29 protein-coding genes are annotated in these 24,439 nt (G+C 75.5%); 15 read left to right on the forward strand and 14 right to left on the reverse strand.

The features are described 5' to 3' along the window. A partial coding sequence (locus tag KIK08_RS24220) for a ribosomal eL19 family protein (RefSeq protein WP_491063188.1) occupies positions 1–739 on the forward strand: 739 nt, incomplete at its 5' end. Beyond that, positions 736–1,119: an STAS domain-containing protein gene (locus tag KIK08_RS24225; RefSeq protein ID WP_214405541.1), complete on the forward strand. Its 384-nt coding sequence runs from the start codon at positions 736–738 to the stop codon at positions 1,117–1,119. The genes KIK08_RS24220 and KIK08_RS24225, both read left to right, overlap by 4 nt. 20 nt (positions 1,120–1,139) lie before the next feature. Here KIK08_RS24225 and KIK08_RS24230 read toward each other — a convergent pair whose 3' ends face one another. The 3 genes from KIK08_RS24230 to KIK08_RS24240 all read right to left on the reverse strand — a co-directional run bounded on the left by KIK08_RS24230 (position 1,140) and on the right by KIK08_RS24240 (position 3,762). After that, complete coding sequence (locus KIK08_RS24230; RefSeq protein ID WP_214405542.1) at positions 1,140–1,343, reverse strand: hypothetical protein; 204 nt, start codon at positions 1,341–1,343, stop codon at positions 1,140–1,142. Between the two features lie 31 nt (positions 1,344–1,374). Beyond that, positions 1,375–1,770 carry an SCO5389 family protein gene (locus KIK08_RS24235; RefSeq protein ID WP_214405543.1) on the reverse strand — a complete coding sequence of 132 codons (396 nt, stop codon included), beginning with the start codon at positions 1,768–1,770 and terminating at the stop codon, positions 1,375–1,377. 186 nt (positions 1,771–1,956) lie between these two features. Next, a complete protein-coding gene (locus KIK08_RS24240) occupies positions 1,957–3,762 on the reverse strand; it encodes an ABC transporter ATP-binding protein (protein WP_305849608.1) in 1,806 nt (601 codons plus the stop codon). Positions 3,763–3,849: 87 nt separating this feature from the next. On the opposite strand from KIK08_RS24240, the gene KIK08_RS24245 reads away from it, so the two are divergent. Together KIK08_RS24245 and KIK08_RS24250 are read left to right on the forward strand one after the other, a co-directional pair. Beyond that, complete coding sequence (locus tag KIK08_RS24245; protein WP_214405544.1) at positions 3,850–4,260, forward strand: MarR family winged helix-turn-helix transcriptional regulator; 411 nt, start codon at positions 3,850–3,852, stop codon at positions 4,258–4,260. A 530-nt stretch (positions 4,261–4,790) separates the two neighbouring features. Then, positions 4,791–5,144: a histone-like nucleoid-structuring protein Lsr2 gene (locus KIK08_RS24250; RefSeq protein WP_214405545.1), complete on the forward strand. Its 354-nt coding sequence runs from the start codon at positions 4,791–4,793 to the stop codon at positions 5,142–5,144. A gap of 67 nt (positions 5,145–5,211) precedes the next feature. On the opposite strand, the gene KIK08_RS24255 is transcribed toward KIK08_RS24250, so the two are convergent. From KIK08_RS24255 to KIK08_RS24265, 3 genes are all read right to left on the reverse strand, one after another. Beyond that, positions 5,212–5,757: a Dps family protein gene (locus KIK08_RS24255; protein WP_214405546.1), complete on the reverse strand. Its 546-nt coding sequence runs from the start codon at positions 5,755–5,757 to the stop codon at positions 5,212–5,214. 127 nt (positions 5,758–5,884) lie between these two features. Continuing rightward, the gene (locus KIK08_RS24260; protein WP_214405547.1) at positions 5,885–6,592 is read right to left on the reverse strand and encodes a class I SAM-dependent methyltransferase; all 708 of its coding nucleotides are present in this window, start codon (positions 6,590–6,592) and stop codon (positions 5,885–5,887) included. 38 nt (positions 6,593–6,630) lie between these two features. Beyond that, on the reverse strand, positions 6,631–7,260 hold the full coding sequence (locus KIK08_RS24265) for an NAD(P)-dependent oxidoreductase (protein ID WP_214405548.1): 630 nt from the start codon (positions 7,258–7,260) through the stop codon (positions 6,631–6,633). Positions 7,261–7,327: 67 nt separating this feature from the next. On the opposite strand from KIK08_RS24265, the gene KIK08_RS24270 reads away from it, so the two are divergent. Further along, positions 7,328–7,678: a winged helix-turn-helix transcriptional regulator gene (locus KIK08_RS24270; RefSeq protein WP_308257842.1), complete on the forward strand. Its 351-nt coding sequence runs from the start codon at positions 7,328–7,330 to the stop codon at positions 7,676–7,678. Positions 7,679–7,696: 18 nt separating this feature from the next. On the opposite strand, the gene KIK08_RS24275 is transcribed toward KIK08_RS24270, so the two are convergent. After that, complete coding sequence (locus KIK08_RS24275) at positions 7,697–8,821, reverse strand: serine hydrolase domain-containing protein (RefSeq protein ID WP_214405549.1); 1,125 nt, start codon at positions 8,819–8,821, stop codon at positions 7,697–7,699. An 82-nt stretch (positions 8,822–8,903) separates the two neighbouring features. On the opposite strand from KIK08_RS24275, the gene KIK08_RS40255 reads away from it, so the two are divergent. Together KIK08_RS40255 and KIK08_RS24285 are read left to right on the forward strand one after the other, a co-directional pair. Next, positions 8,904–9,389: an NUDIX domain-containing protein gene (locus tag KIK08_RS40255; RefSeq protein WP_308257843.1), complete on the forward strand. Its 486-nt coding sequence runs from the start codon at positions 8,904–8,906 to the stop codon at positions 9,387–9,389. A gap of 90 nt (positions 9,390–9,479) precedes the next feature. Then, on the forward strand, positions 9,480–11,000 hold the full coding sequence (locus KIK08_RS24285; protein WP_214405551.1) for a class I adenylate-forming enzyme family protein: 1,521 nt from the start codon (positions 9,480–9,482) through the stop codon (positions 10,998–11,000). Positions 11,001–11,009: 9 nt separating this feature from the next. Here the strand turns inward: KIK08_RS24285 and KIK08_RS24290 are convergent, their stop codons facing one another. Both KIK08_RS24290 and KIK08_RS24295 read right to left on the reverse strand, forming a co-directional pair. Continuing rightward, positions 11,010–12,335 (reverse strand): MFS transporter, encoded by a 1,326-nt coding sequence (locus KIK08_RS24290; RefSeq protein WP_214405552.1) that lies wholly within the window; start codon positions 12,333–12,335, stop codon positions 11,010–11,012. A gap of 150 nt (positions 12,336–12,485) precedes the next feature. Then, a complete protein-coding gene (locus tag KIK08_RS24295; RefSeq protein ID WP_214405553.1) occupies positions 12,486–13,691 on the reverse strand; it encodes an MFS transporter in 1,206 nt (401 codons plus the stop codon). Between the two features lie 66 nt (positions 13,692–13,757). Between KIK08_RS24295 and KIK08_RS24300 the strand changes: the two genes are divergently transcribed. Beyond that, complete coding sequence (locus KIK08_RS24300) at positions 13,758–14,750, forward strand: LacI family DNA-binding transcriptional regulator (protein ID WP_214405565.1); 993 nt, start codon at positions 13,758–13,760, stop codon at positions 14,748–14,750. Between the two features lie 111 nt (positions 14,751–14,861). Here KIK08_RS24300 and KIK08_RS40260 read toward each other — a convergent pair whose 3' ends face one another. The 3 genes from KIK08_RS40260 to KIK08_RS41890 all read right to left on the reverse strand — a co-directional run bounded on the left by KIK08_RS40260 (position 14,862) and on the right by KIK08_RS41890 (position 18,659). Then, the gene (locus tag KIK08_RS40260; RefSeq protein WP_250557711.1) at positions 14,862–16,778 is read right to left on the reverse strand and encodes a protein kinase domain-containing protein; all 1,917 of its coding nucleotides are present in this window, start codon (positions 16,776–16,778) and stop codon (positions 14,862–14,864) included. 64 nt (positions 16,779–16,842) lie between these two features. Further along, on the reverse strand, positions 16,843–17,673 hold the full coding sequence (locus tag KIK08_RS24310; protein ID WP_214405554.1) for an enoyl-CoA hydratase-related protein: 831 nt from the start codon (positions 17,671–17,673) through the stop codon (positions 16,843–16,845). A gap of 116 nt (positions 17,674–17,789) precedes the next feature. After that, positions 17,790–18,659 (reverse strand): helix-turn-helix transcriptional regulator, encoded by an 870-nt coding sequence (locus KIK08_RS41890; protein ID WP_214405555.1) that lies wholly within the window; start codon positions 18,657–18,659, stop codon positions 17,790–17,792. Positions 18,660–18,765: 106 nt separating this feature from the next. On the opposite strand from KIK08_RS41890, the gene KIK08_RS24320 reads away from it, so the two are divergent. The 5 genes from KIK08_RS24320 to KIK08_RS24340 are packed head-to-tail and all read left to right on the forward strand — an operon-like array spanning position 18,766 to position 23,380. Then, the gene (locus KIK08_RS24320; RefSeq protein WP_214405556.1) at positions 18,766–19,764 is read left to right on the forward strand and encodes an ABC transporter substrate-binding protein; all 999 of its coding nucleotides are present in this window, start codon (positions 18,766–18,768) and stop codon (positions 19,762–19,764) included. Continuing rightward, the gene (locus KIK08_RS24325; RefSeq protein ID WP_214405557.1) at positions 19,764–20,570 is read left to right on the forward strand and encodes a siderophore-interacting protein; all 807 of its coding nucleotides are present in this window, start codon (positions 19,764–19,766) and stop codon (positions 20,568–20,570) included. Before KIK08_RS24320 ends, KIK08_RS24325 begins: the two co-directional genes overlap by 1 nt. Then, on the forward strand, positions 20,560–21,549 hold the full coding sequence (locus tag KIK08_RS24330; protein WP_214405558.1) for a FecCD family ABC transporter permease: 990 nt from the start codon (positions 20,560–20,562) through the stop codon (positions 21,547–21,549). The genes KIK08_RS24325 and KIK08_RS24330 overlap by 11 nt, the downstream gene beginning before the upstream one ends. Then, positions 21,546–22,565: a FecCD family ABC transporter permease gene (locus KIK08_RS24335; RefSeq protein ID WP_308257844.1), complete on the forward strand. Its 1,020-nt coding sequence runs from the start codon at positions 21,546–21,548 to the stop codon at positions 22,563–22,565. The genes KIK08_RS24330 and KIK08_RS24335 overlap by 4 nt, the downstream gene beginning before the upstream one ends. After that, positions 22,562–23,380: an ABC transporter ATP-binding protein gene (locus KIK08_RS24340; protein ID WP_214405559.1), complete on the forward strand. Its 819-nt coding sequence runs from the start codon at positions 22,562–22,564 to the stop codon at positions 23,378–23,380. Before KIK08_RS24335 ends, KIK08_RS24340 begins: the two co-directional genes overlap by 4 nt. 89 nt (positions 23,381–23,469) lie before the next feature. Here the strand turns inward: KIK08_RS24340 and KIK08_RS24345 are convergent, their stop codons facing one another. Both KIK08_RS24345 and KIK08_RS24350 read right to left on the reverse strand, forming a co-directional pair. Next, the gene (locus KIK08_RS24345; protein ID WP_214405560.1) at positions 23,470–23,691 is read right to left on the reverse strand and encodes a hypothetical protein; all 222 of its coding nucleotides are present in this window, start codon (positions 23,689–23,691) and stop codon (positions 23,470–23,472) included. Continuing rightward, positions 23,691–23,846 carry a hypothetical protein gene (locus KIK08_RS24350; RefSeq protein ID WP_214405561.1) on the reverse strand — a complete coding sequence of 52 codons (156 nt, stop codon included), beginning with the start codon at positions 23,844–23,846 and terminating at the stop codon, positions 23,691–23,693. The genes KIK08_RS24345 and KIK08_RS24350 overlap by 1 nt, the downstream gene beginning before the upstream one ends. Before the next feature lie 64 nt (positions 23,847–23,910). Here KIK08_RS24350 and KIK08_RS42285 point away from each other — a divergent pair, with 64 nt between their 5' ends. Both KIK08_RS42285 and KIK08_RS24355 read left to right on the forward strand, forming a co-directional pair. Then, positions 23,911–24,111 (forward strand): Scr1 family TA system antitoxin-like transcriptional regulator, encoded by a 201-nt coding sequence (locus KIK08_RS42285; RefSeq protein WP_408004717.1) that lies wholly within the window; start codon positions 23,911–23,913, stop codon positions 24,109–24,111. Then, positions 24,108–24,311 carry a DUF397 domain-containing protein gene (locus KIK08_RS24355; protein WP_308257845.1) on the forward strand — a complete coding sequence of 68 codons (204 nt, stop codon included), beginning with the start codon at positions 24,108–24,110 and terminating at the stop codon, positions 24,309–24,311. The genes KIK08_RS42285 and KIK08_RS24355 overlap by 4 nt, the downstream gene beginning before the upstream one ends. The last annotated feature ends 128 nt before the right edge of the window (positions 24,312–24,439 follow it).

The raw sequence follows: 24,439 nt of genomic DNA on the forward strand, positions 1-24,439 counted from the left end.
GGCGCCGGTGACGGCCGAGCCCTCGCCGGCGCCCCCGCCCGCCACCGGACCCGGTCGGGAACCGGCCGCGTCGGATCCCGCACTGGTCGAGCTGTGCCGGTCCTGGTCGGCGGGCGCGGCCGACGGCCCCGCACTCGACCGCCTGGCCGCCGCCGCGGGCGGCACGGCGGGCATTGCGGGCTTCTGCGCCGAGGCCGGCGTCCTCGGCGGCGTCGGCGTCGGCGGCGACGTCGGTGCTGGTGCTGGTGCCGGCGCTGGTGCCGGGTCCGTCGGGGAGCCGGGCCCGGGGAAGTCGGCCACCGCACCCGGTCGGTCCGGCGAGGCACCCGGTCGGTCGGGCGAGGCACCCGGCCAGTCCGGCGAGGCCCCGGGGCAGTCGGGCGAGGCACCCGGCCAGTCAGGCGAGGCTCCGGGTCAGTCGGGGGAAGCGCCCGGCCGGTCCGGGGAGGCGCCGGGGCAGTCCGGCGAGGCGCCCGGCCGGTCCGGGGAGGCGCCGGGGCAGTCCGGCGAGGCGCCCGGCCGGTCCGGGGAAGCGCCGGGTCGGTCGGGCGAGGCCCCGGGGCAGTCCGGGGAGGCGCCCGGGCAGTCGGGTGAGGCCCCCGGGCAGTCGGGCGAGGCGCCCGGCAAGTCAGGCGAGGCCCCCGGCAAGTCGGGTGAGGCGCCCGGCAAGTCGGGCGAGTCCGGGGGGCCGGGCAACGGGCGCGGTAGCGCGCACAACGGGACGACGGGAGACCGGTGACCGACGACCCCCTCGGCGCCGGGCCGGTCGAGCCGCTCGGCGTCACGGTCTGCCGGCCCCTCCCGACCGTGGCCGTGCTGCGGCTGTCCGGCTCGCTGGACCTGGCCAGCGCCCCCGTCCTGGACCGGTACCTGGTCGAGCAGGCGGCGACCGACCCGGCGCACCTCGTGCTCGACCTCGCCGCCGTGGGGTTCCTGGCCGCCGCCGGGCTCGGGCCGATCATGCAGGTCCGCCGCGCCCTCCACGGCCGCGGGCGGGTGCACCTCACCGGCGTGGTCGGCAACCGCGTCGTCGAGCGGGTGCTGGAGCTGACCGACGTGCGCTCCGTGGTCGAGGTCGACGACGACCTGGACGCCCTGCTCGCCGCGCTCGACGCCTGAGCGGCCGGCCGACCCGTCGCTCAGGACGGGCCGGTGCCCTCCCCGGGCGCGACCAGCGGCTCCCCGCAGCGCCAGCACCGGCCGGGAGCACCGTCGTCGGCCTCGGAGGGCATGGCCCCGCACTCCGGGCAGGCGTACTGCAACCAGCAGACGGGATCGCCGCCCACGTCTCCGCCCACGTCTCCGCCCACGTCGCCCTCAGCGCCGCCCGGACCGGTGCTCATCGCTCCAGTGAACACCGGCCGGGCGGGTGCGTCAGCAGTCGCGCAGCTCCGGGCTCTGGTTGAGCACCTGCCCGCGAGGGCTGGTGAACGCGCGGTGGGCGGGCCCGCCGACGTCGCCCGGGGCGAAGGCGGCCACCCGGTGGCAGTTCTGGAACGCCAGCCGCACGCCGAAGTGGCGCTCCAGCGCGGCCCGGATGGCGTCGCTGGCCAGCGCGCGCAGCAACTGCCCCCGCTCCCGCTCGGACGGCGGCGGGACCGCGTGCTCGCCGAACGGCGCGTCGGGGCGGTCGAGCCGGTCCCCGACCGCGGCGGCGACCACCGACCAGGCGTAGGGCAACGAGTCGCGAACGACCGCGACGAACCGCGCGTCGTCGAGCTCGCCGCGCTCGGCGGCCTCCAGGACCGGGGTGGGGACGTCGAGGGACACGGGACCTCCTGGGCTCTGCGACCTGCTTCTGACCCTGCGTCGCCGACCAGTGACGCATCCGTGCCCGCCGTTGTGCCAGGGATCAGGCGCATCGGCCGCGCAGAAGCGGCCGGGCGGCCCAGCGGAGGACCGCCCCCGCCGTGCCGGGGTGCCGCCGTCCGGGGGCCCAGGGCGCGGACAGCGTCCTCACGCGGCCAGCAGGGCGTAGCGGCCGTCGGCGGTCACCAGGTCGTCGTGGCGGCCGGACTCCACCACCCGGCCGTGGTCGAGCACGGCGATCCGGTCGGCGTCGCGCACGGTGGACAGCCGGTGGGCGATCGTGATGGTGGTGCGGTCGTGGGCCAGGGCGTCGAAGGCGTCCTGCACGGCGCGCTCGGTCTCGGTGTCCAGAGCACTGGTGGCCTCGTCGAGGATCAGCACCCGCGGGTCGCGCAGCAGCGTGCGCGCGATGGCCAGGCGCTGCTTCTCGCCGCCGGAGAAGCGGTGCCCGCGCGAGCCGACGACCGTGTCGTAGCCGTCGGGGAGCCCGGCGATGAGGTCGTGGATGCGCGCGGCGCGGGCCGCGGCCTCGATCTCGGCGTCGGTGGCGTCCGGCTTGGCGTAGCGCAGGTTCTCGCGGACCGTCGTGTGCAGCAGGTAGGTCTCCTGGCTCACGACGCCGACGACGGCGGCGAGATCGGCCAGGCGGATGTCGCGCAGGTCGACGCCGTCGAGCGTGATGCGCCCGGCGCTCGGGTCGTACAGCCGGGCGGCGAGAGCGGCCAGCGTGGTCTTGCCCGAGCCGGTCTCGCCGACCAGGGCCAGCGTGCTGCCGGCGGGGACGGTCATGTCGACGCCGTCGACGGCCGGGGTGGGGCTGTCGGCGTAGCTGAACGTGACGCCTTCGAAGCGGATCTCGCCGCGCACCCGCGCGGGGTCGACGGGCACCGGCCGGGCCGGGTCGTCGATCTCGACGGGCAGGTCGAGGTACTCGAAGACGCGGGCGAACAGCGCCAGCGAGCTGACCAGCGACACCCCGACGTTGAGCAGGCCCATCAGCGGGCGGAAGAGCCCGGACTGCAGGGTGGTGAAGGCGATCAGGGTGCCGATCGTCATGGCGCCGCCGGTGACGGGCAGGCCGGCGCCGAGGTAGATGACCGCCGGGATGGCGGCGAAGACGACGCTGGTCGAGGCCATCCGCCAGCGCCCGGCGAGCTGCGCGCGCAGCTCCAGGTCGATCAGCCGCTCCGACGAGCCGGTGAACCGCTCGACCAGCGCGGGCCCGGTGCCCATCGTGCGGGCCAGCTGGATGCCGTTGATCGACAGGGCTTCCTCGACGGTGACGTTGAGGTCGGCCAGCTCCCGCTGCTGGGCGGAGGTGATGGTGCGCCGCAGCGTCGCCACGCGGCGGGTCAGCCAGATCGCCGGCGGCAGCACGACCAGCGAGATCAGCGAGAGCTGCCACGACAGCGCGACCATGGCGACGGCGGTGGCGACGGCGGTGGTCAGGTTCGAGGCCACCGAGGTCGCGGTGGAGGTGACCACCGCCTGCATGCCGCCGATGTCGTTGGTGATGCGCGACTGCACCTCGCCGGTGCGGGTGCGGGTGAAGAACGCCAGCGACTGGCGCTGCAGGTGCGCGAACACGTCGGTGCGCAACCGGTGCATGATCTGCTGGCCGACCTTGGTCGACAGCCAGGTCTGGACGACGCCGAGCGCCGCGGTGACGGCCGCGACGGCGACCATGCCGCCGGTCAGCCAGGCCAGCAGGGGCACGTCGCGCTCGGGCAGGGCCGTGTCGATCACCGCGCGGAGCAGGAACGGCGAGGCCATCGCGACGATCGACGAGGCCGCGATCGTGGCGATGACGACGACCAGCGCGCGGCGGTGGGGGAGGAAGAGCCGGCCGATGCGGCGCAGCGAGACCTCGCGGGCCTGCGCCTTCTCGGCGGCGGTGACGGTGGGACGGCGCAGGTCGGAGCGGCGCGGTCCGGAGTGGGGGTCGGGTGGCAAAGGCGTCTCCTGGGTTCGGACTACGGGGTAAGTACTGAGGTAACCTCACTATGAGGCTACAACCCAGGGCGTTGCTAGGGTATTCCGGTGGCCGAGGACGAGTCCCTGCCCGAGCTGTTCCGGCTGGTCAACCGCCGGCTGCGGCACCTGGCCCGACAGGCGCTCGAACCGTGGGACGTCACCGTGGGGCAGTCACGCGCGCTCGGGGTGCTGCTGCGCGGAGGTCCGCTGCGGCTCAACGAACTGGCCGAGCGGCTGCGCATCGTCCCGCGCTCGGCCACCGAGGTGGTCGACGCGCTGCAGGCAGCCGGCCTGGCCGAGCGGCGCCCCGACCCGCACGACCGCCGCGCCGTGCTGGTGGCGCTCACCGACGAAGGGCGGCGGGTGGGGGAGACCGTGCGGGCGGCGCGGGAGGCCGAGGCCGAGAGGTTCTTCGGGGTGCTGGGTGCGGCGGACCGGGGGGAGTTGGCCCGGATCCTGCGGGTGCTCGCCGGGTGAGTCGGGGGGTCTCCGGCGGGCTGCGAGAACACGTCTGACGCTGCGCGGACGCCACCACCCCGGTTCGCTTCATGGCCGCTTCAACGCGCGGACGCCACCACCACCCCGGTTCGCTTCATGGCCGCTTCAACGCCGAACCGCGCCCACCCGCGAAATTGTTCGGTCACGACGAGGACTCGCCCGTTCGCGTCCATTACCGGACCGGTGGGCGCGGGGCGGGTGGCGCTCGGCGATAGGCCGGTGCGCCGTTGCGGCGTGGCCGTCACGGCGGGCGGGCGGTGACTCCGGCCGGTTCGGAATCGGCCTGCTGACCAGGTTCTCGCCGGGTTCGGTGGCGCGGTCGTCAGACGGCGCCGACGTGCGGTTGCCCGGCTCGGCGGGGGTCGGGCGGCGGGAGCCCGCGAAGTTGCCGCCGGTTTCTCGACACGCAGCAACTCGCCGCGAAGCCGGGGGCTCCGATGTGGTATTCATTCGGCCACCCGGACGGGGTCGGCCCGGGAAACAAAGACTTCGCAGAAGGAGTGTGACCTGTGGCGCAGAAGGTGGAAACCCGGCTGGTCGACGATCTGGACGGGTCCGAGGCCGCGGAAACGGTCCGGTTCGCGCTGGAGGGCCGCCAGTACGAGATCGACCTGTCCGAGGACAACGCCGCGCGGCTGCGCAACAGCCTCGCCGACTTCGTGGCATCGGCGCGTCGGGCCGGGGGAGCCCGGGGGGTGCGGGCGGCCGCGTCCGGTTCGGGTGTCGCGGCTCCCAGCCGCAAGGCGACCGACCGCGAGCACGGCGCCGCGGTCCGCGAGTGGGCCCGCGCCAACGGCTTCGAGGTGTCGAGCCGGGGGCGGATCTCCACCGAGATCCTCACCGCCTACGAGCAGCGCTCCTGAGCGGACCGGACGAAGCTCCCGCCGCGAGCACGACGGCGGGAGCCGGGGTCCGGTTCGCGGGTGCCGCTCAGACGCTGTCGGCCGCCTGGGTCTCGGTCACGGCGCCGGCCGAGCGCAGGCTGCCGTCGGCGTTCTCCAGGTGGGCGCGCACGAACCACTGGTACTGCTCGAGCTGCCCGGCCTGCGTGACCAGCAGGTCCTGGGTGACCGGGTCGGGCTCCTCGGTCTTGTCGATCGCGGTGCGGTGGTCCTCGATCACGCCCGTGTAGACGAGGTCGAGCGCGGCGAGGTGGGCGATGGCGTCGGCCCGCCCGACGGAGTAGTCGTCCCAGCTGCGCTCGGCCACGAGGACGCCCGGGGTGCCCTTGGGGGAGCCGCCGAGGGTCGCGATCCGCTCCGCGACGTCGTCGACCATCTCGCGCACGCCCTCGACCTGCGGGTCGAGCATCGTGTGGACCGCGATGAACTGCGGGCCCACGACGTTCCAGTGCACGTGCTTGAGGGTCAGCGCGAGGTCGTTGAGGGCGTGCAGCCGGTCCTGCAGCAGCGTGATGACCTCGGCCGCCGTGTCGGTCTTCAGGCCGGGCACCGTGTAGTTGACCGGGTTCGTCATGGTGGTCTCCCTGATGCGTCAGTGCTCGCCGGCGGGGTCGGGTTCGTGCCGGCGCGCAGGACTACCCGCGCTCGCGCACTTTGATCCCCCGACTTCGACCCCGGCCGGGTGTGCTCCTCGACACCGGTCAGAACGGCCGGAAGTCCTCGAACGCCGGCTCGAACGGCGGGTCGGGCAGCCGTAGCGCCCGGCAGCGGGCCACCGACTCCGCCGCGGGGTCGTCGCCGACGGGCCTGAGCGTGCCGCCCGCGAAGGCGTCCGGGACGGCGCTCCAGCCGAGGTCGCGCTCGAAGTAGCGCACCGCCGCGCGCACCGACGGCGTCCAGTCGTCGTCCAGCACGACCAGCCCGCCCGGGCGGACGATCTTGCGCAGGTAGTAGAGGTCGACGAAGACCTCGTGGAAGCGGTGGCTGCCGTCGACGAACGCCGCGTCGGCGACGAGACCGTCGGCGAGCAGCCGCGGGAGCACCGCCGACGAGGGGGCGGCCACCAGGGTGGTGGTCGCGTCCAGACCCGCGGCGCGCAGCAGGTCCCAGCCGACGCCGTCGTAGGCCGTGCGCTGGAAGGGGTCGATCACGATGTGGCGGGGTTCGGGCCCGCCGACGGCCACCAGTGCCTCGCCGACGGCCAGCGCGGAGCTGCCGTACGCGAGCCCGACCTCGACGACGGTGCGCGCGCCCTCGGCGATCAGCAGGTCGCGCAGCAGGTCGCCGTCGCGCTCGGGCAGGGCGACCGCCGCGAAGTCGCCCTCGCGGTCGCGGGTCCGCGCCGGCCCGTCGTGGGCGAGTCGGCTGCGCACCTCCCGGACCCGGTCCCGGCGGTCGTCGGTGCTCATCCGCCCATCCTCCCGACGACCACCGGGATCCGCCGCCGTCATCCGGCCCCGATCCCGATGTGGGTGCGGTGGCGGGTCGGCTGCTCGATCTGGTCGAGCACCGCGATCGCGAAGTCCGGGTAGGTCACGCGGCTGCCCGCGTCGGCGGTCGCCTCGGCGTAGCGCCCGGTGCGCGCGCCGCTGTGGTCGAAGTCCCCGGCCGGGCTCAGCACGACCCAGTCCAGCGCGGGCCCGGCCCCGACCAGGACGTCGTTGCCGGCCGCGTGCCCGAGGAGGAACGCGCGGAACTCCCGGGGGTAGCCGGGGGTGTCCATCAGCAGGGGCCCGTCCGGCGTCGGGAGCACCGAGGCCAGCCCGACGTGCACGAGCCGGCGCACGCCCGCCCGGCCCAGCCCGTCGACCAGTGCGCCGGCCGCGGCGGGGAAGAACGCGGCGGGGTCGGCGGAGAGGTCGGCGGCGGCGGCCACCGCGGCGTCGTGGCCCGCGGCCAGGCGGGCGATCGCGTCGGCGTCGGTGACGTCGGCGGCGACGACGGTCTCCGCGGGGAGGTCCGGGTGGCGCGCCGGGTCGCGCACGACCGCCGTGACGCCGTGCCCGCGCCGGTGGGCCTCGTCGAGGACGCTGCGCCCGGCGCGCCCGCCCGCCCCGAAGATGATGATCTCGCTCATGCGGCGGACGCTAGCCCGGGCCGTGGTTTCCCGGGATACCGGACGGCCGTCGACTACTGTCGGCGGCGTGACCGCGCCGCTGGACCCGGACATGTTCGACCCGGTCTGCCCGTCGGACCTGTCCCCGATCCGGTTCCGCGACAAGTGGTCCGGGATGATCATCCGCTGCCTGCAGGGCGGGCCGCGCCGGTTCTCCGAGCTGCGGGTGCCGCTGCACAGGGTGACGGCGAAGGTGCTCACCCGGTCGTTGCGGGCCCTGGAGCGCGACGGCCTCGTCGCACGACGGGCCCGCGACGGGCGCGTCGACTACGCGCTGACCGATCTCGGCCGCAGCCTGCTGGGGCCGATCGACGCTGCCTGCGCGTGGACGGCGGCGCACTGGGACGAGCTGCTCGACGCCCGGGAGGGCGTCCGCTGATCCCCGGCGGACCCGTGGTCAGCCGGTGAGGGCCCGCTCGATCGTCGTGGTGAACGCGGCGAACACCTCGGCGTCCGGCGGCGTCACCTGGGTGAGCAGCACGGCGGCGAGGTCGTGGTCGGGCCAGGAGTACCAGAGCGTGCCCAGCCCACCCGCCCAGCCGTAGCGGCGCCCGGCCGGCGTGTCGACGACCCCGACGCCGTAGCCCCATCCGCCGGAGTCGAGGAAGGCCGCCGCGGACGGCCCGCCGCGCTGCTCGGGGGTGAGCTGATCGGTGGTCATCGCGGCCACCGACTCCGGGGTGAGCAGGTCGCCACCGCCGTCGAGCAGCATCCCGGCGAACCGCAGCAGATCGGCCGCGGTCGAGACGAGCCCGCCGCGGGCGTCGGGGAAGGCGGGGCGGGCCAGCCAGCGGCTGTCGGCGACGCCGTCGAACGGGGTGAGGGCGTCGCCGTCGCGAACGTGGGCGGGCACCAGCCGGGCCGGGTCGGCGACGAAGCCGGTGTCCACCATGCCCAGCGGCCGCAGCAGCCGCTCGGTCAGCAGGACCTCCAGCGGCTGCCCGGCGGCGCGCGCCAGCACCGGGCCGAGCACGGCGAAGGACATCTCGTAGCGCCACACCGCGCCGGGCTGGTCGAGGAGGGGCAGCGTCGCGAAGCGGGCGACCCACTCGTCGGGCGGGGGCGGTCCGGTCGGGTCCGGCGGGCCGAAGCCGAGCCCGAGCCCGACGGCGCGGTCGACGGTCGGGCAGTCGGACTCCCACGCGAAGCCGAAGCCCATCCGCATCGTCAGCAGGTCCTCGACGGTCACCGCGCGCCGGGCGGGCACGGTGTCCTCCGGCGGGCCGTCGAGCGCGCGCAGCACCCGCTGGTCGGCCAGCGCGGGGAGGAACCGCCGCACCGGGTCGTGCAGCGCCAGCACGCCGTCCTGGACGAGGAGCAGGGCCAGCGCTGCCATCAGGGGCTTGGTGTTCGAGCTGATCCGCACCACGGCGTCGGGGCGCAACGGGTCGCCGCCGGGCGCGGTGGCACCGGCGGCGTCGATCGTGGTGTGGTCGCCGTGGCGCACGCCGACGACCACGCCCGGCACGCGACCGGCGTCCAGGTGCGCGCGGATCCCGGACATCACCTCGGCGACCAGCATGCGGGGATTCTGGCCGACTGCGGAACGCGCGCGGCCGGCGCCTCAGCCGTGGGCCACCCGTCCGACGCCTAGGCTCGGGCGGGTGGCCCGCCCGTTCCGCACCCTCCGGCGGCTCCTGCGCCGGATCGGCCCGGCCCGGTCCGCGCCGCGGAAGGTGCCGAGGCCGCGGGCGGTCGCCGTCGTCGTCGACGGGGGCCGGGTCCTGGTGGTGAAGCGGCACAAGCGCGGGCGCGACTACGCGGTCCTGCCCGGTGGCGGCGTCGAGGAGGGCGAGACGGCGGCCGAGGCGGTGCTGCGCGAGCTGCACGAGGAGACCACCCTCGTCGCCGAGATCGACCGGCTGCTGTGGACCGGGCGGCACAACGACCGGCCGGCCTCCTACTTCCTGATGACCGCCGTCCGCGGCCGCCCGGAGCTGTCCGGGCCGGAGGCGCTGGCCAACCGGCCGGACAACAGCTTCGAGCTGCGCTGGGCCACCGCCGAGCAGTTCGCCGACCTCGGGCTGCACCCGCCCGACATCCGCGGGCCGCTGGCCGAGCTGATCGCGGGATCCGGGCACTCAATCTGATCCGTGCGCAGGGTCACGGCTGTGGGAACGCGTAGCACGAGTTCCGATCAACCCCTCGCGCGGGAGCGGGTGCGCAGGTCAAGCTGGGGCGTGCCCACTGACGTGCCGCCCCCCGAGCCCGACATCCTGACCACCTACGCCGCCGTGGCGCCGGCCAAGCCCGCGGTGATCGACCCCGGCCGGGCCGAACTCGGCTTCGCCGAGCTGGAGGCCCGGGCCAACCGGCTGGCCAACGGGCTGCTCGGCCTCGGCCTCGGCACCGGCGACCGGGTCGTCTGGTGCGGGCCCAACAGCGTCGAGGTGCTGGTGCTGGTGCACGCGGCCCGCAAGGCCGGGCTGGTGGCGGTGCCGCTGGCCTACCGGTTCACCGCCGAGGAGATGCGCTTCGTCATCGCCGACAGCGGCGCCGCCGCGGTGCTCGTCGACGCCGAGCAGGCCGCGCGGGTCGCGGCCGTGCGCGACGCGCTGCCCGACGTCCGGCACGTGGTCGTGTTCGGCGGCGAGCCCTTCGACGGCGCGCTGGCCTGGGACGACGTCCTGGCCGGCGGATCCGAGCTGCCGCCGCCACCACCCGGCGACGGCGGCGGCTCGATGATCTACACGTCGGGCACCACGGGCAAGCCCAAGGGCGCGCTGCGCACCAAGGCCGACCCGGCGATGACCGCCACCCTGGTCGCGACGCTGCGCCTGGAGCTGGGCACCGAGGTGCACCTGACCACGGGCCCGCTCTACCACTCCGGGCCGCTGGCGTGGGCCACGCTGACCCACGCGCTCGGCGGCACGGTCGTGCTCATGCGCAGCTTCGACGCCTCGCGCTGGCTGCGGCTGGTGCGCGAGTACGGCGTCACCAACACCTTCACCGCGCCCACCCCGCTCAAGCGCATCGTCGCGCTGCCCGCCCAGGAGCTGGCGCAGGCCGATCTGTCGTCGATGCGCTCGCTGGTGGCCAACGCCGCGCCGGTCCCGTACGCGTTGAAGCAGGAGATCGTGCAGAAGCTGGGCGACGGGTTCCTCTTCGAGGTCTACGGCTCCACCGAGCTGGGCGTCGACGCGGTGCTGCCGCCGGAGGAGCAGCTGTCGCGGCCGGGCTCGTGCGGGCGCCCGATCCCCGGCGTCGAGGTGCGCGTGGTCGGCCCCGACGGCACCCCGCAGCCGCCCGGTGAGCCCGGTGAGCTGCAGGTGCGCTCGGGGAGCACCTTCGAGGGCTACCACGGCCGGGAGCGGCTCGCCGACGGCTGGAAGTCCGTGGGCGACATGGCGCACCTCGACGAGGACGGCTACCTCTACATCCGCGACCGCGGCGGCGACCTCGTCATCAGCGCCGGGGTGAACATCTACCCGGCCGAGGTCGAGGCGGTGCTGCACGCGCACCCGGACGTCCTGGACGTCGCGGTGTTCGGGGTGCCCTCGGAGGAGTGGGGCGAGTCCGTGCACGCCGTGGTCGTGCCGCGGGCCGGTCGGGAGATCGACATCGCGGCGCTGGAGGCGCACGTCGGCGAGTACCTCGCCGGGTTCAAACGGCCCCGCAGCTGGCAGGTGCGCGACGAGCTGCCGCGCACCGAGGCCGGCAAGCTGCTCAAGCGGGTGCTGCGGGCCGAGCACGGGCTCTGACGCCGGCGGTCAGGGCGCCGCGGTCAGGGCGCGGTGGTGGCGGTCGGGGACGATCTCGTGGCTGTGCGTCCACCCGCGGGCGGTGCGCTCGGCCCGCTCGATGTGGCTCCCGGCGCTGTCGTCGTGCAGGTGCGGGACGGGCCGGGTGAGCCGCCGCGGCCAGAGCAGGGCCGCGGCGGCCGCCCCGGCGAGCCCGATCCCGAGCAGGGCCGACCAGGCGACGCCGAACCCGGCGGCGGTGGCGAGCCAGCCGGTCAACGGGTAGGTCAGCAGCCAGCACGCGTGCGACAGGGAGAACTGCGCGGCGAACACCGCCGGCCGGTCCCGGGCGGTGCAGGACCGCCGGAGCACCCGCCCGACGGGCATCAGGACCAGCCCGGTCCCGAGCCCGATGCCGCCCCACACGGCGCAGGCGAGCGCCCAGCCGGGGGCCGCGGCCAGCGCGAGCGCCCCGCCCACCGCGGCGAGTGCCGTCGCGGCCCCGACGAGCATCACCGCGCGCTCGTGCAGCCGGCGCAGCAGCGGCCCGGCGGCGACGGCGGCCGCGGCCGTCCCCGCTCCGGACACCGCCAGCAGCCCCGCGACGGCCGACCCGCCGCCGCCGAGCAGGTCGCGCACCACGTTCACGGTGCTGACGAGCGCGATCGCCCCGGCCGCCGACACCACCAGGTCGAAGCCGAGGACAGCGCGCAGCGCGGGGACGCGGCCGAACACGCGGACCCCCGCGGACAGCCGGTCGGAGAAGCGCGACCGTCCACTGCGGTGCGCCGCGGGAATCATCGTGCGAACCGCGAGCGCCGCCGACACGGCGAAACCGACGGCGGTTCCGACGAAGAGCGCGTCGAACGCCATGAAGGTGAGAGCGGCCGCGGCGAGGAGCGGGCTGAGCGTGTTCTCCGCCGCCACCGCGAACTGCGAGGCCGACAACGCCTTCGTGTATTCCCGGTCGTCGGGCAGGACGTCGGGCAGGACGGACTGGAACGTCGGCGTGAACGCCGCCGCGGCCGACTGCAGCACCGCCACCAGGACGTACACGTGCCAGACCTGGGTGGCGAACGGCAGCGTGAGGACGACCAGGCCGCGGACGACGTTCGCCCCGACCAGGAGGGTGCGACGGGGGACCCGGTCGGCCCACGCGCCGACGACCGGCGACACCACCACGTAGGCGGCCATCTTGACGGCCAGCGCGGTGCCCAGCACGGCACCGGCGCTGCCACCGGCCAGGTCGTAGGCGAGCAGGCCGAGCGCCACCGTCGCCAGGCCGGTGCCGACCAGCGACACCAGTTGCGCGGCGAACAGCCGCGAGTAGGTGCGGTTCCGCAGTAATGCTCGCATCCGCCCACCCCGAATCGTCCGGGCCGGACGATAGCGGCCGGGAAAGAATGCGCCAACGCCGCAATTGCCGGGAACCTGCAGGAATGAGGTCGTGGCAACTGGCCGGGGTGTGCGATTCGGATGACCGGGCGCGGCAGCTCGCCGGTCCGCTCACGCCGGGCCGCGACCGGGCGTGGCGGCGCTCGGCGCCACGGCGTACCGGCTCAGCGCCAGCAGCGGCGTGGCCAGGGCGGCGAGCACGAGGCCGAGCGCCGCCACGGCGACCATCGCGCCGCGCAGGCCGGTCGCCGCCGCCCACATCCCGACGTAGACCGGCCCCAGCAGGAACCCGAGGTACGACACGACGGTCACCACCGAGGTCGCGCGTCCGCGCGCGGACTCGACGACGTTGCGCGAGACGACGCTCAGCAGCGTCGGGAACAGCGCGGCGGTCCCGGCAGCGGCGAGGACCAGCCCGGCCAGCGCGACGGGCACGGACGGGGCGGCGGCGAGCACGGCCGCACCCGCGGCGGCCGCCAGCGAGCCGAGGACCAGGACCGTCCGGGCGTGGGCGGGGTCGAGGGCGCTGACCGCGAACCGGGTGGTCGCCACCACGGCGGCGAAGGCCGCGGGGGCGATCGCGCTGAACCCCGGACCGGTGGCCAGGACGTCCTCCAGGTACACCGCGCCCCAGCTCTGGTGGGCGTTCTCGCCGGCGAACGCGAGCGCGCCGAGCACGCCCACCAGCAGCAACGGCGTGAGCGGCAGGCGGGCACCGCTCTCGCCGCCGCGCTCGTCCGGATCGGGGGCCACCGGGCCGGGCGGCAGGAGGTGGCGGATCGCGGTGCCGGCGAGCACCGACAGCACCAGCCCGCCGGCGAACGGGGCCCAGGTGGGCGCCCCGGCGGCGTAGGCGGCGCCGGTGGCGAGGCTGGATGCCACGACGGCGGTGGAGAACATCGCGCCGGCGCGCGTGATGACCGGTCGTCCGGTGCCGCGCTCGGCGCGCCCGCCCACGGAGTTCAGTGCGACGTCGGCGGCGCCGCTGGCCATGCCGACGCAGACCAGCCCGGCGCACAGGCCGGCGAACCCGTGGGCGGTGGCGGCCGCGGCGAGCCCCGCCGCGCCCAGCGCGACGACCAGCGGCGCGGTGAGTCGAAGCCCCCACCGGTCCAGCGCCCGCCCGGTGAGCAGCATCGCGGGCAGCGCGCCCGCGCTGATGAACAGCAGCGCCGTCCCGAGCCGGGCGTCGTCGAGACCGGCCTGCTCGCGCACGCGCGGCACCGCGGCGCCCCACGTCCCCCAGAACACCCCGAACGCGAGCGAGGCCAGGTACGCGGCCGTGACCATGCGCCAGTGCGGCGCTCCGATCGACATTGTGTAACGCTACACAGATACGATCGCGGAGTGCAACGGAACCGGTCGACCCCCCGCCGGGTGACGATGTCCGACGTGGCCCGCGCCGCGGGCGTGTCGCCGATGACGGTGTCCTACACCTACAACCGGCCGGAGCGGGTGTCCGCCGACAGCCGCGACAAGGTGCTGCGCACCGCCGCGGAGCTCGGCTACGCCGGACCGGACCCGAGCGCGCGCTCGCTGCGCTACGGCGCCACCCGCACCCTCGGCGTCGTCCTCGGCGAGCACCTGACCTACGCCTTCGACGACCCCCAGGCCGTCCGGTTCCTGGCCGGCGTCGCCGAGGTGTGCGCCGAGCGCGGCTACGGGCTGCTCATCGTGCCCACCGGGACCGGCGACGAGGACCCGGAGCGCGTGGTCTCCGCGGCCGTGGACGCCTACATCGTGTGGACGACCACCGACGACGACCCCGTGCTGGCCGCCGCGTGCAGCACCCGGCGCCCGGTCGTCGTCCACGGCGGGCCCGAGCGCGAGGGCACCACGCTGGTGGGCATCGACAACCGCGGCGCGGCCCGCGCGGTCGGCGCCGAGGTCTTCGCGACCGCGCGGCGCCCGGCGGTGCTCAGCTTCCCCGTCGACCGGCGCCGCGACACCTTCGTGCGCCCCGGCGTCGACCCGGACACCGTCGCGTACCCGGTCACCCGCGACCGGCTCGCCGGCTACCGCGACGCCGCGCTGGACCTGGGCGTCGACTGGTCGGAGGTGCCGGTCGGCGTCTGCCGCACGAACGACGCCGCCGAGGCCCGCGCGGTCATGGGCCGGCTGCTGGCCGCCGCCCCCGACGTCGACGCCGTCGCCGCCATGAGCGACCAGCTGGCGCTCGGAGCGCTGCGCGCGGGGGGTCCGGTGCGGGTCAGCGGCTGGGACGACGCGGACGTCGCGCGGGAGCACGGCCTCACCTCGGTGGCGCAGTCGCTGCGCGAGCAGGGCGCGGCCTGCGCGGCCGCGGCGCTGGGCGACCCGGTCGCGGACCACCGCGACGCCTGGCGGGTGGTCCGGCGGGCCTCCACCGGCGGCTGAGGTCGATGCCCCGAGTTCGACCACCTGCCCGAGAACGCTGACGAGCGGACCCGGGAGGAGGCGGGCCACGGTCGGGCTCCGTCCCCCGGGGCGGCTCGGCTCCCGACGACCTCAGCCGAACTCCGGGCGCACCCGGTAGTCGGTGTCGTAGCAGCGCACCAGCAGGTCGTCGCCGTCGAGGAGGACGACCTCGGGGCCGGACCGCAGCGGGAGGCTGCTCAGCACCTCACCGGTGGACCCGTCGAGGACGTGCAGGTAGTCGTCCTCCCCGGTGAAGCCGTACCCGGCGACGACCCGGTCGCCGACGGCCGCGAAGGTCGAGGCGTTGGAGACCAGCGGCGGGCTGTGCCAGAGGACCCGCCCGTCGGTGACGTCGATCGCGGTGAGGTAGGCGTTCGCGCCGCCGGAGGAGGCGGCGTAGGTGCTGTGGCCGTGCGAGACGTAGAGGACGTCGCCGACCTGCTCGGCCCAGCGCACCGACTGGTCGACGAACTCCCCCTCGCCCGGCGCGGTGACCGGGGCGGTCGTGTACGCGGAGAAGTCGAAGGCGTAGCGGGGCTCGCGGGTCTTCGGGTCGACCGCGACCAGGACGCCGGCCGATCGCGCGGTGGGGGAGGCGTAGAGCAGCAGCAGGGCGTCGGGCTGCGCGATGACCTGGCGGAGGTCGGCGCCGTCGAACGTGCGGGGGACGTCGGCGGGTGCCTCGTCGGGCGCGATCCGGGGGTCGGGGATCCCGATCTCGGCGAACCACTCGTCCTCGTCGGTGATGTCGTTCGGGGTCTCGGAGACGACGGTCAGCTCGGCGGAGGCGCCGCCCTGGCCGGGCTCGGGGGGCGTGGCGTCGAACGGCGGGGCCGGCAGCGGGACGGGCCGGACGCCGTCGAGGGGGATCGGGGCGTCGGCGGGTGTCGACGTGGCCGATCCGGTCGTGAGCGAGGGCCCGGGTCCGGGCGCCGCGGAAGCGCCGAGGTACGCGACGACGCCGGCAATGGCCGCGGCGGCGGCCGTGGCGACGAGCACCACGGGCAGCGTCCGGCTCCGCCGTCGCCCGGGGCCCGCCGCGCCGGTCCCCGCGGCCGACGTCGCCCCGTCCGGCCCCGTCGACGGCGGATCGGGAGGGCGCGAGGTGATCGGATGGGCGGCGGTCGGGCGCGACGCGTGGTCGTCGCGGACCAGCGGTCGGGGCGCGGTCAGCGCGGTCCGGGCGGCGCCGGCGAGGGCTCCCGCGGTGGGGAACCGGTCCGCGGGAGCCTTGGCCATCCCGCGCGCGACGACCCGGTCGAAGGCGGCCAGGTCGGGGTGGTGCTCGGACGGCAGCGGGGGAGCGCGGTGGATGTGCGCCCCGACCACGGCCGCGAGGTCGAGGCCGGCGAAGGGCTGGCGCCCGGTCAGGACCTCGTGCAGCACGCAGGCCAGCGCGTAGACGTCGCCGAGGCGGTCGGGCTCGGCCGGCCCGAACCGCTCCGGGGCCATGTAGGCCAGCGTCCCGACCGGGGCGTCGGTCCGCGTCGCCGACCCGCCGTCGCCCTCCGCCGCCGATCGGGCGATCCCGAAGTCGGCGAGGTAGACGAACCCGCTCGCGGTGAGCAGGGCGTTGGACGGCTTGACGTCGCGGTGCACGAGACCGTCGGCGTGCGCCGCGTCGAGCGCCGAGGCCAACTGCTCCACGACGGCGACGGCCCGCTCGGCGGGCAGCGGCCCGCGCCGGGCCAGCAGGGTCGCCAGGTCGGTGCCCTCCACCAGGCGCATGTCGATGAAGAGGTGGCCGTCGACCTCGCCGTGCTGGTGGATCGGGATGACGTGCGGGTCGGTCAGCGTCGCGGCGATGCGCGACTCCCGGCGGAACCGCTCCCGGAACCGGGCGTCGTCGGACAGGTGGGCGGGCAGCAGCTTCAGCGCGACGACCCGGTCCTGGCTCGTGTCGAAGGCGCGGTACACCTCGCCCATGCCGCCGCTGCCGATCAGCGCGTCGAGCCGGTAGGGCCCGACCATCCCCGACGTGGCCCGGGCGCCGTCGGGCGAGCTCATGCGCCCACCGTAGCCAGGCGGCCGGCCCTCCCGCGGTCGGGCCCGGCCGGGCGGCCCGTCGCGGTCAGCCCTCCGGCGGGGTGAGCCCGGGCCGTTCGCCGCGCCTGCCGCGCACGGCGAGGTCGACGGTGCGCAGGCGACGGGTCGTCGTCATGCGCATCTCGGAGCCGGGCATCCACATCATGGCGCAGTAGTCGCCCAGGCTGTCCTCCAGCGCGGTGGTGAAGCCCTGCGCGTCCTGGGCCTTGTTCATCTGGATCTTGGCCATGCGCAGCGCCTCGGGGCTGTTCTCGGCCACGCGCCGGGCCCAGGCCATGGTCTCGCGCTCCAGGTCGGCCGCCGGCAGCACCCGGTTGACGAAGCCGTAGCCCGCCGCCTCCTCCGCCGTGATGAACCGGCTCTCGAAGCACAGCTCCTTGGCCCGCCGCACGCCGATGTCCCAGGGGATCGAGTTGTACTCCACGAATCCGCCCAGGAACTCGGCGTCCTCGGCGGCGAACACCACGTCCATGCAGGCCGCCAGCATCCAGCCGGCGTAGATGCAGTACCCCTCGACCATGGCCACGGTCGGCTTGGCGAAGTTGCGCCACTTCACGAGCAGGTCGAGGTTGTACCTCTTGAACTCGTCGTAGCGCTGGATGCCGGGCTCGGCGCCCAGCGCCTCCCGGTAGGCCATGCCCTCGGGGGTCCCCAGGTCGTGGCCGGTGGAGAAGACCCCGCCCGCGCCGCGGACCAGCACCACGCGGACGTCGTGGTCGGGTCGGGCCAGGTCGAAGGCCTGGTCGATCTCGTCGAGCATCCGGTAGCTCTGGGCGTTGCGGTAGTTCGGCCGGTTGAGCGTGATGACGCCGACGCCACCGTCCTCGACGGTGTAGACGATCTCCTGGAAGCCCACGTGCGTCCCCTCCCCGCCGGCGACGGTGCCGGCACCACCGTCAGGCCTACCCCGCCGCCGGTCGGGCGATCAAGGCCGGGCCGGTCGCCACCGCGCCTCGTCGGTGCAGGACCGGGTCACGCCGGGATCGTCTGCGAGGCGTCGGCGCGTCGGCCCCGTCCCCCCGGGGTGTGGCCGTACTCCCGCCCGAAGGCGGCGATGAACGCCGAAGCGCTCGCGTAGCCCACCCGCTGCGCCACGACGCCCACCGGCTGGGCCTGGGCCTGCAGCATGACCCGGGCCGCGCGCAGGCGCAGGGTGGTGCGCCAGCGCGTGTAGCTCGTGCCGAACTCGCGCCGGAAGTCGCGTTGCAGCGTCTTGGTGCTGACGTGCAGCCGCTCGGCCCACTGGTCGAGGCTGGTCGGGGAGCCGGGGTCGCGGGAGAGCTCGCGGGCGATGGCCCTGGCGAATCCCGCGCCGCCGCACGGCCCGTCGGCGGGTTCCTGCGCCGGTCGCAGGGCCGCCATCACCGCGGCGCGGGCGGTGCGCGCCGCGGGCTCGGCGCACCCGGGACGCCCGAGGGCCTGGATGAGGGCGCCGGCCTCGGCGGGGACGGCCACGACCCCCGCGCGCAGCCCGCCGAGCGCGGGGGGCAGCTCGCGCAGCAGGACCCGGTAGAGGGTCTGGCGATCGGCCGCGCGCACCTCGTGGCGCACGCCGCGGTGCACCCACAGCCCCTCGGTCGGCCCCACGAACTGCGCGTCCGCGCCGTGCAGGGCGGACAGGACACCGTCGGGGGACCAGTAGAGCTGGTGCACGACGTCGTCGCGGGCCGTGGGGAACTCGACCGGGCCGCCGCGGTAGACGAGCACCCGGATGCCGGTGGGCCGGCCCAGTCCGTAGCCGTAGTCCTCACACCCCGGTGGCGCCGGCGACGGTCGCTCTGCGTCGGACGCCGCAGGGCCGATGGGCCGGATGCCGGCGCCGTCCTGTCCTCTCGGCGACACAGCGTGTCCTCTCCTCGACATTCCCTCATCTTTGGCAAGGCTAACCTTCCAGCGCCCCGCGACGGTCGCGGGTCGCTGTCGTCCTGAGCACGTCGAAGGAAGTCCCATGTCGTCTCGCCGGTCCTGGCGCCTCGTCGGCGCCCTGACCCTCGCGCTCACCGTCGCCGCCGGATGCGCCTCCGCCGACGCAGCCGGGGAGCAGGCCCCCGCCGCGGCGCAGACCCGCGTGTTCTCCGCCGACAACGGCGAGATCACCGTCCCGGTCGCCCCGCAGCGCGTCGTCGCCACCGGGTACGCGGTGCCCGCCCTGATCGAGGCGGACGCGCCGCTGGTCGGCATCTCGACCTGGGACCGCGGCCTGCCGCTGATGACCCCCGAGGACCTGGCCACCTACCAGGGCCTGGAGAAGATCGCCGGCGGGCAGGCCGCGGAGACCAACTACGAGGCCATCGCCGCCGTCCGGCCGGACCTGATCGTCATCGGCGTGCCCGGGCCCGCGCTCGCCGACATCGACATGGACCGGCTGGAGTCGCTGGCCCCCGTCGTCGCGATCGGCCCGTCGCTGCCCTCGGCGTGGCGCGAGCTGTCGCGCCGCCAGGCCGACGCCGCCGGCCGGCTGGAGGCCTTCGACCAGGCCGAGGCGGCCTACGAGGCCGAGGCCGCCGAGCTGGCCGAGACCTACCGCCCGGTGCTGTCCCCGCTGCGGTTCGGCCACCTGGGCGCCTACGGCGAGATCGCCGACGGCACCTTCCAGCGCGAGTTCGCCGGCTCCTGGGGCACCAACATCGCCGAGGACATCGGCGTCAACTACTACGGCGAGGTCAAGGAGAAGCGGGGCGGCGCCGGCGACGTCTCGGAGTACCCCTCGATCGAGGAGTTGCCGGTGAGCTTCGCCGAGGCCGACGCGATCACCTACACGGTCGACCCCGACGGCTCGGTGCCCGAGGCGGTGCAGTACGTGCTCGACACGGAGCTGTGGAAGAACCTGCCCGCGGTGCGGGCCGGGCGGGTGTTCCCGCTGCGCTACACCGAGGCTGCCACCTACACCTCGGCGCAGCAGACCCTCGACGCCATCGACGCGGCCCTGCGGCCGCTGCTGGGCTGATGGGCGGCCCGCGCGACGACCCGCGCGGGCGGGTCGCCGCCCACCACCGGACGGGCACCGGCACCGCCCGCATCGGCTACCCGATCGGGATCCGCACGCTCGCGGTACGCGCGCGGGAGCAGGTCACCGCGCGCATGGTGCGGCTGACGCTGGCCGGCCCGGAGCTGGCGGGCTTCCACAGCTACCAGGCCGACGACCACGTCAAGATCGTCTTCCCGGACCCGGACGGCACCCGCCGGGTCCCGGTCGGCAACGCCGAGCAGACCCTGGACTGGCCGCACCCGCTGCCCCCGGCCCGCAAGTACACGGTGCGCCGCCACGACCCCGACGCCGGCGAGCTCGACCTGGACTTCGTGCTGCACCCCGGCGGGCTGGCCTCGACCTGGGTGCAGGGGGTCGAACCGGGGGAGCCGGTGACCGTGGCCGGTCCGCCCGGCGCGGTCGCCTTCCCGCACCACTACGACCACTACGTCCTCGCGGTGGACGCCACGGCGCTGCCGGCGGCGGCGCGCTGGCTCGACGAGTCCCCGCCCGAGGTCTCGGCGCAGGTCGTGGTCGAGGTCGACGACCCGGCCGAGCACGAGTACCCCCTCGCCCGGCGCGCCGGCGTCCGGGTCCACCGGCTCGTCCGCGAGGGCGGGCGGTCGTCGCTGGCCGCGACGGTGCGGGCGTTGGAGCTGCCGCCGGGGCGGACGTTCCTGTTCGCCGCGGGGGAGGCCGGGGACGTCAAGCCGCTGCGCCGCAGCGGCCTCGACGCGCTGGTCACCGGGTACTGGAAGCGGGGGGTCGCCGGGCTTGACGAGTGACACGGCCGGTCGCGTCGCCGTCCTCGCCACCGCGCTCGCGGCCCTGGCCGCACTGGCGGTCGCCAGCCTGGTGGTCGGGGCGCGCGGGGTGGCGCCGGCGGAGGTCCTGCGGGCGTTCACCGACTTCGCCGGCACCGACGACCACCTGATCGTGCGCGGGCACCGGGCGCCCCGCACGGGGCTGGCGATCTGCGTGGGCGCCGCGCTGGCGGTGTCCGGCGCGCTGATCCAGGCGATGACCCGCAACCCGCTGGCCGAGCCGGGCATCATCGGCGCGACGTCCGGGGCCGCGTTCGCCGTCGTCCTGGGCAGCGCGTTCGGCCTGGCCGCCGCGCAGGGCGCCGAGCTGGCCCTGGCCGTCGCCGGCGCGGCGGTGGCCACGCTGGTGGTCTTCGCCGTGGGCCGCACCTCGCCGCTGCGGCTGGTGCTGACCGGCGTGGCGCTCAGCACGACCCTCGCCGGGGTCTCGCTGGGCATGCGGCTGATGCTGCCCGAGGTGTTCGACCACTTCCGGTTCTGGTCGGTGGGCTCGCTGGCCGGGCGCGAGCAGGCACCGCTGGCGGTCCCGGTCACCGCGATGGCCGTCGCGCTGGCCGGGGCGCTTCTGGTCAGCCGCAGGCTCGGCGCCATCGCCCTGGGCGAGAACGTCGCCCACGCCCTCGGCGTGCACGTCGGGCGGACCCGGGTGCTGACCCTGGCGCTGGTCACCGTGCTGGCCGGGGCCGCGACGGCGGTGGCCGGGCCGATCGCGTTCGTCGGGCTGATCGTGCCGCACCTGGCCCGCCGGCTGGCCGGGGGCTCGGTGCCGTGGCTGGTCGCCCACGCGATCGTGCTCGGCCCGATGCTGGTGGTGGCCGCCGACACCCTGTCGCGCGTGCTGCTGCCCACCGGTGAGGTGCCGGTCGCGATCGTCACCTCGTTCCTCGGCGGCCCGGCGCTGATCTGGGTCGTGCGCCGCTACGGGGCGGTCGCGCTGTGAGTGCCCTGGTGCTGCGGGCGGGCCGCGTCTCGGCCCGGCTCGACCGCCGCGCGCTCGTGGCGATGGCGGTCCTGGCGGTCGTCGGCCTGGGCCTCGCCCTGCTGGGCCTGTGCCACGGCGCGCGCATGGCCACGCCGTCGCAGGTCCTGCTGGCGCTGGTCGGCCGGGGCGACTCGGTCGTGGTGATCCGGGACTGGCGGTTGCCCCGGGTGGCGGCCGGGCTGGTCTTCGGCGCCGCGCTCGGCGTGGCCGGCGCGCTCTTCCAGAACCTCACCCGCAACCCGCTGGGCAGCCCGGACGTGATCGGCCTGGACGCCGGCGCCTACACCGGCGCGCTGATCGCGATCACGGTGCTCAGCGCCGCGCCCACCCAGCTGGCGGTCAGCTCGGTGATCGGCGGGTTGGCGACCGCGGCGGTCATCTACGCGCTGTCGCTGCGATCCGGGCTCAGCAGCATGCGGCTGATCGTCATCGGGATCGCCGTGAACGCGACCCTGACCGCGGTCAACACCTGGATCGTGCTGCGCGCGGAGCTGGAGGTCGCCATGGCCGCCACCGGCTGGAGCGCCGGCTCGCTCAACGGCGTCGACTGGGCCGAGGTGCGGCTGCCCTTCGCGATCATCGCGGTGCTGCTGGTGGTCCTCGCGGCGCGCGCGCCCGCCGTGCAGCAGGCCGCGCTGGGCGACTCCCTGGCCGTCACCTCGGGGGTCGACCTGGGCCGGCTGCGGCTGCTGATGATGCTGGTCGGGGTGGCCGCCACCGCGACGGTGACCGCGGTCGCCGGGCCGATCGTGTTCATCGCGCTGGCCGCCCCGCAGATCGGCCGGCGACTGGCCGGCGCACCCGGCGTCCCGCTGCTGCCCGCCGCCCTCACCGGGGCGGTGCTGCTGCTGGCCGCCGACATCGCCGCGCAGATGCTGCTGGCCCCGATATCGCTGCCGGTCGGCGTCGTCACGACGGCCATCGGCGGCTGCTACCTGATCTGGCTGCTGGCCAGGGAAGTGGGACGACCGTGACCGCCCGCCTGACCGCGCGCGAGCTGACCCTGGGCTACGGGGACCGGGTGATCTCGACGCGGCTGAGCGTCGACATCCCGGACCGGGCCTTCACCGCCGTCGTCGGCCCGAACGCCTGCGGCAAGTCCACGCTGCTGCGCGCCTTCGTCCGGCTGCTGGGCCCGGCCGCGGGCACCGTCGCCCTCGACGGCCGCGACATCGCCTCCTACCGGCCGAGGTCCTACGCCCGTGCGGTCGGCTTCCTGCCCCAGGACCTGGTCGCCCCGGAGAGCATCACCGTCCACCAGCTCGTGCGGCGCGGGCGCTTCCCGCACCAGTCGCTGCTGTCGACGTGGTCGGCGCGGGACGAGGAGGCGGTCGCCGCGGCGATGGCCGCGTCCGAGGTCGCCGACCTGGCCGACCGGCCGGTGGCGACCCTGTCGGGCGGGCAGCGGCAACGGGTGTGGATCGCGATGGCGCTGGCCCAGCAGACCGACCACCTGCTGCTGGACGAGCCCACGTCCTTCCTCGACATCACCCACCAGTACCAACTGCTCGCGCTGCTCGCCCGGCTGCGCGACGAGGGCCGCACCATCGTGGCCGTGCTGCACGACATCAACCAGGCCTGCCGGTTCGCCGACCACGTCGTGGCGATGAAGGACGGGCGCATCGTGGCCGAGGGCGCCTGCGCCGAAGTCGTCGACGCCACGCTCATGCAGGAGGTCTTCGACCTGCCGAGCATCGTCGTGCCGGACCCGGTGACCGGGACCCCGATGGTGGTCCCGACCATCGGGGCCCCCTCGCCCGCCCCCGGAGTGCCCCGGCGGGCCTGGTGAGGGTCCCGCGCCGTTGAGCTGCCACCCACCGGATCTCGCGCGGATCAGCCGTGGGCCGGCGTGCCACGCAACTCCGCCTCGCCGCGCGGTCACGACCCCGGCTCGTCGAGGAAGGCCCAGTACAGCGGGCACCGGCGACCCGGAGCGGTCGCCATCGCCGCGGCGAGCACGGCCTTCCCGCACATCGCGGTGTAGCGGCCCTCGCCGGACATGAGCCCCTCCTCGTAGAGGCGGAAGGCCACGAGGTGCGCCATGTCGTCCCCGGCGCTGGTCACCTGGACGAACGCCGCTGCGAGTAGCACACGGTCCATCACGGCTTCTGCGCCCGCACGACGCCGAGCAGCGTGTAGGACGTCCGGCCGGCCCGCCGTTCGGCCGCGAACACCCATGCCGTGAGCTCCTCGGCGCCCATCGCCTCGGCGATGGCGAAGGCCGCGGCCCGGCTCGACGCCGATCTCAGGCGCACGACCTCGCGTGGTGGCCCCTCGACGCCACGCTCGGTTCGTCGACCCTGAACCTCGAAGGTCACCATCCCTGCGGCCGCCGGTGCGTACCCCCGACGGGGATCCTTCGCCCTGCTCGACTTCGCAGACGACGACGACCCACCCGTCGCCTACGTCGGGGGCCCAGCCGCTGCAAGGTACTTCGACACCCCAGACGGTCGCGCCGAGTACGAGTACGTCTGGCAGGTTCTCCTGGACAAGTCGATCAACATCGAGGGGTGGACGTGAGCAGCACCCCGTGGATCAAGGCATCGGCGAGTGACGACCAGGGGAGCTGCGTCGAACTACGCCGACACGACGAGGCGATCGAGGTGCGCGACACCAAGGACCGGGGCGGGCCCGTGCTGCGGTTCACCCGCGCCGAGTTCGCGGCCTGGCTCGACGGTGCGCGCGGCGGCGAGTTCGACCACCTCCTCGACCGCGCCTAGTTGTACTGACCGGAGACGTTGGTCGAGATCATGTGACGACACGATCTAGCTGATCTTGATAGGCGAGGACCTCCCGGTGTGGTGTGGAGCTGTCTGACGGCACCCACACACAACCCCAGGAGGTCCTC

Origin of the sequence: Pseudonocardia lacus (genome assembly GCF_018531445.1) — a bacterium.
Classification (GTDB): domain Bacteria; phylum Actinomycetota; class Actinomycetes; order Mycobacteriales; family Pseudonocardiaceae; genus Pseudonocardia; species Pseudonocardia lacus.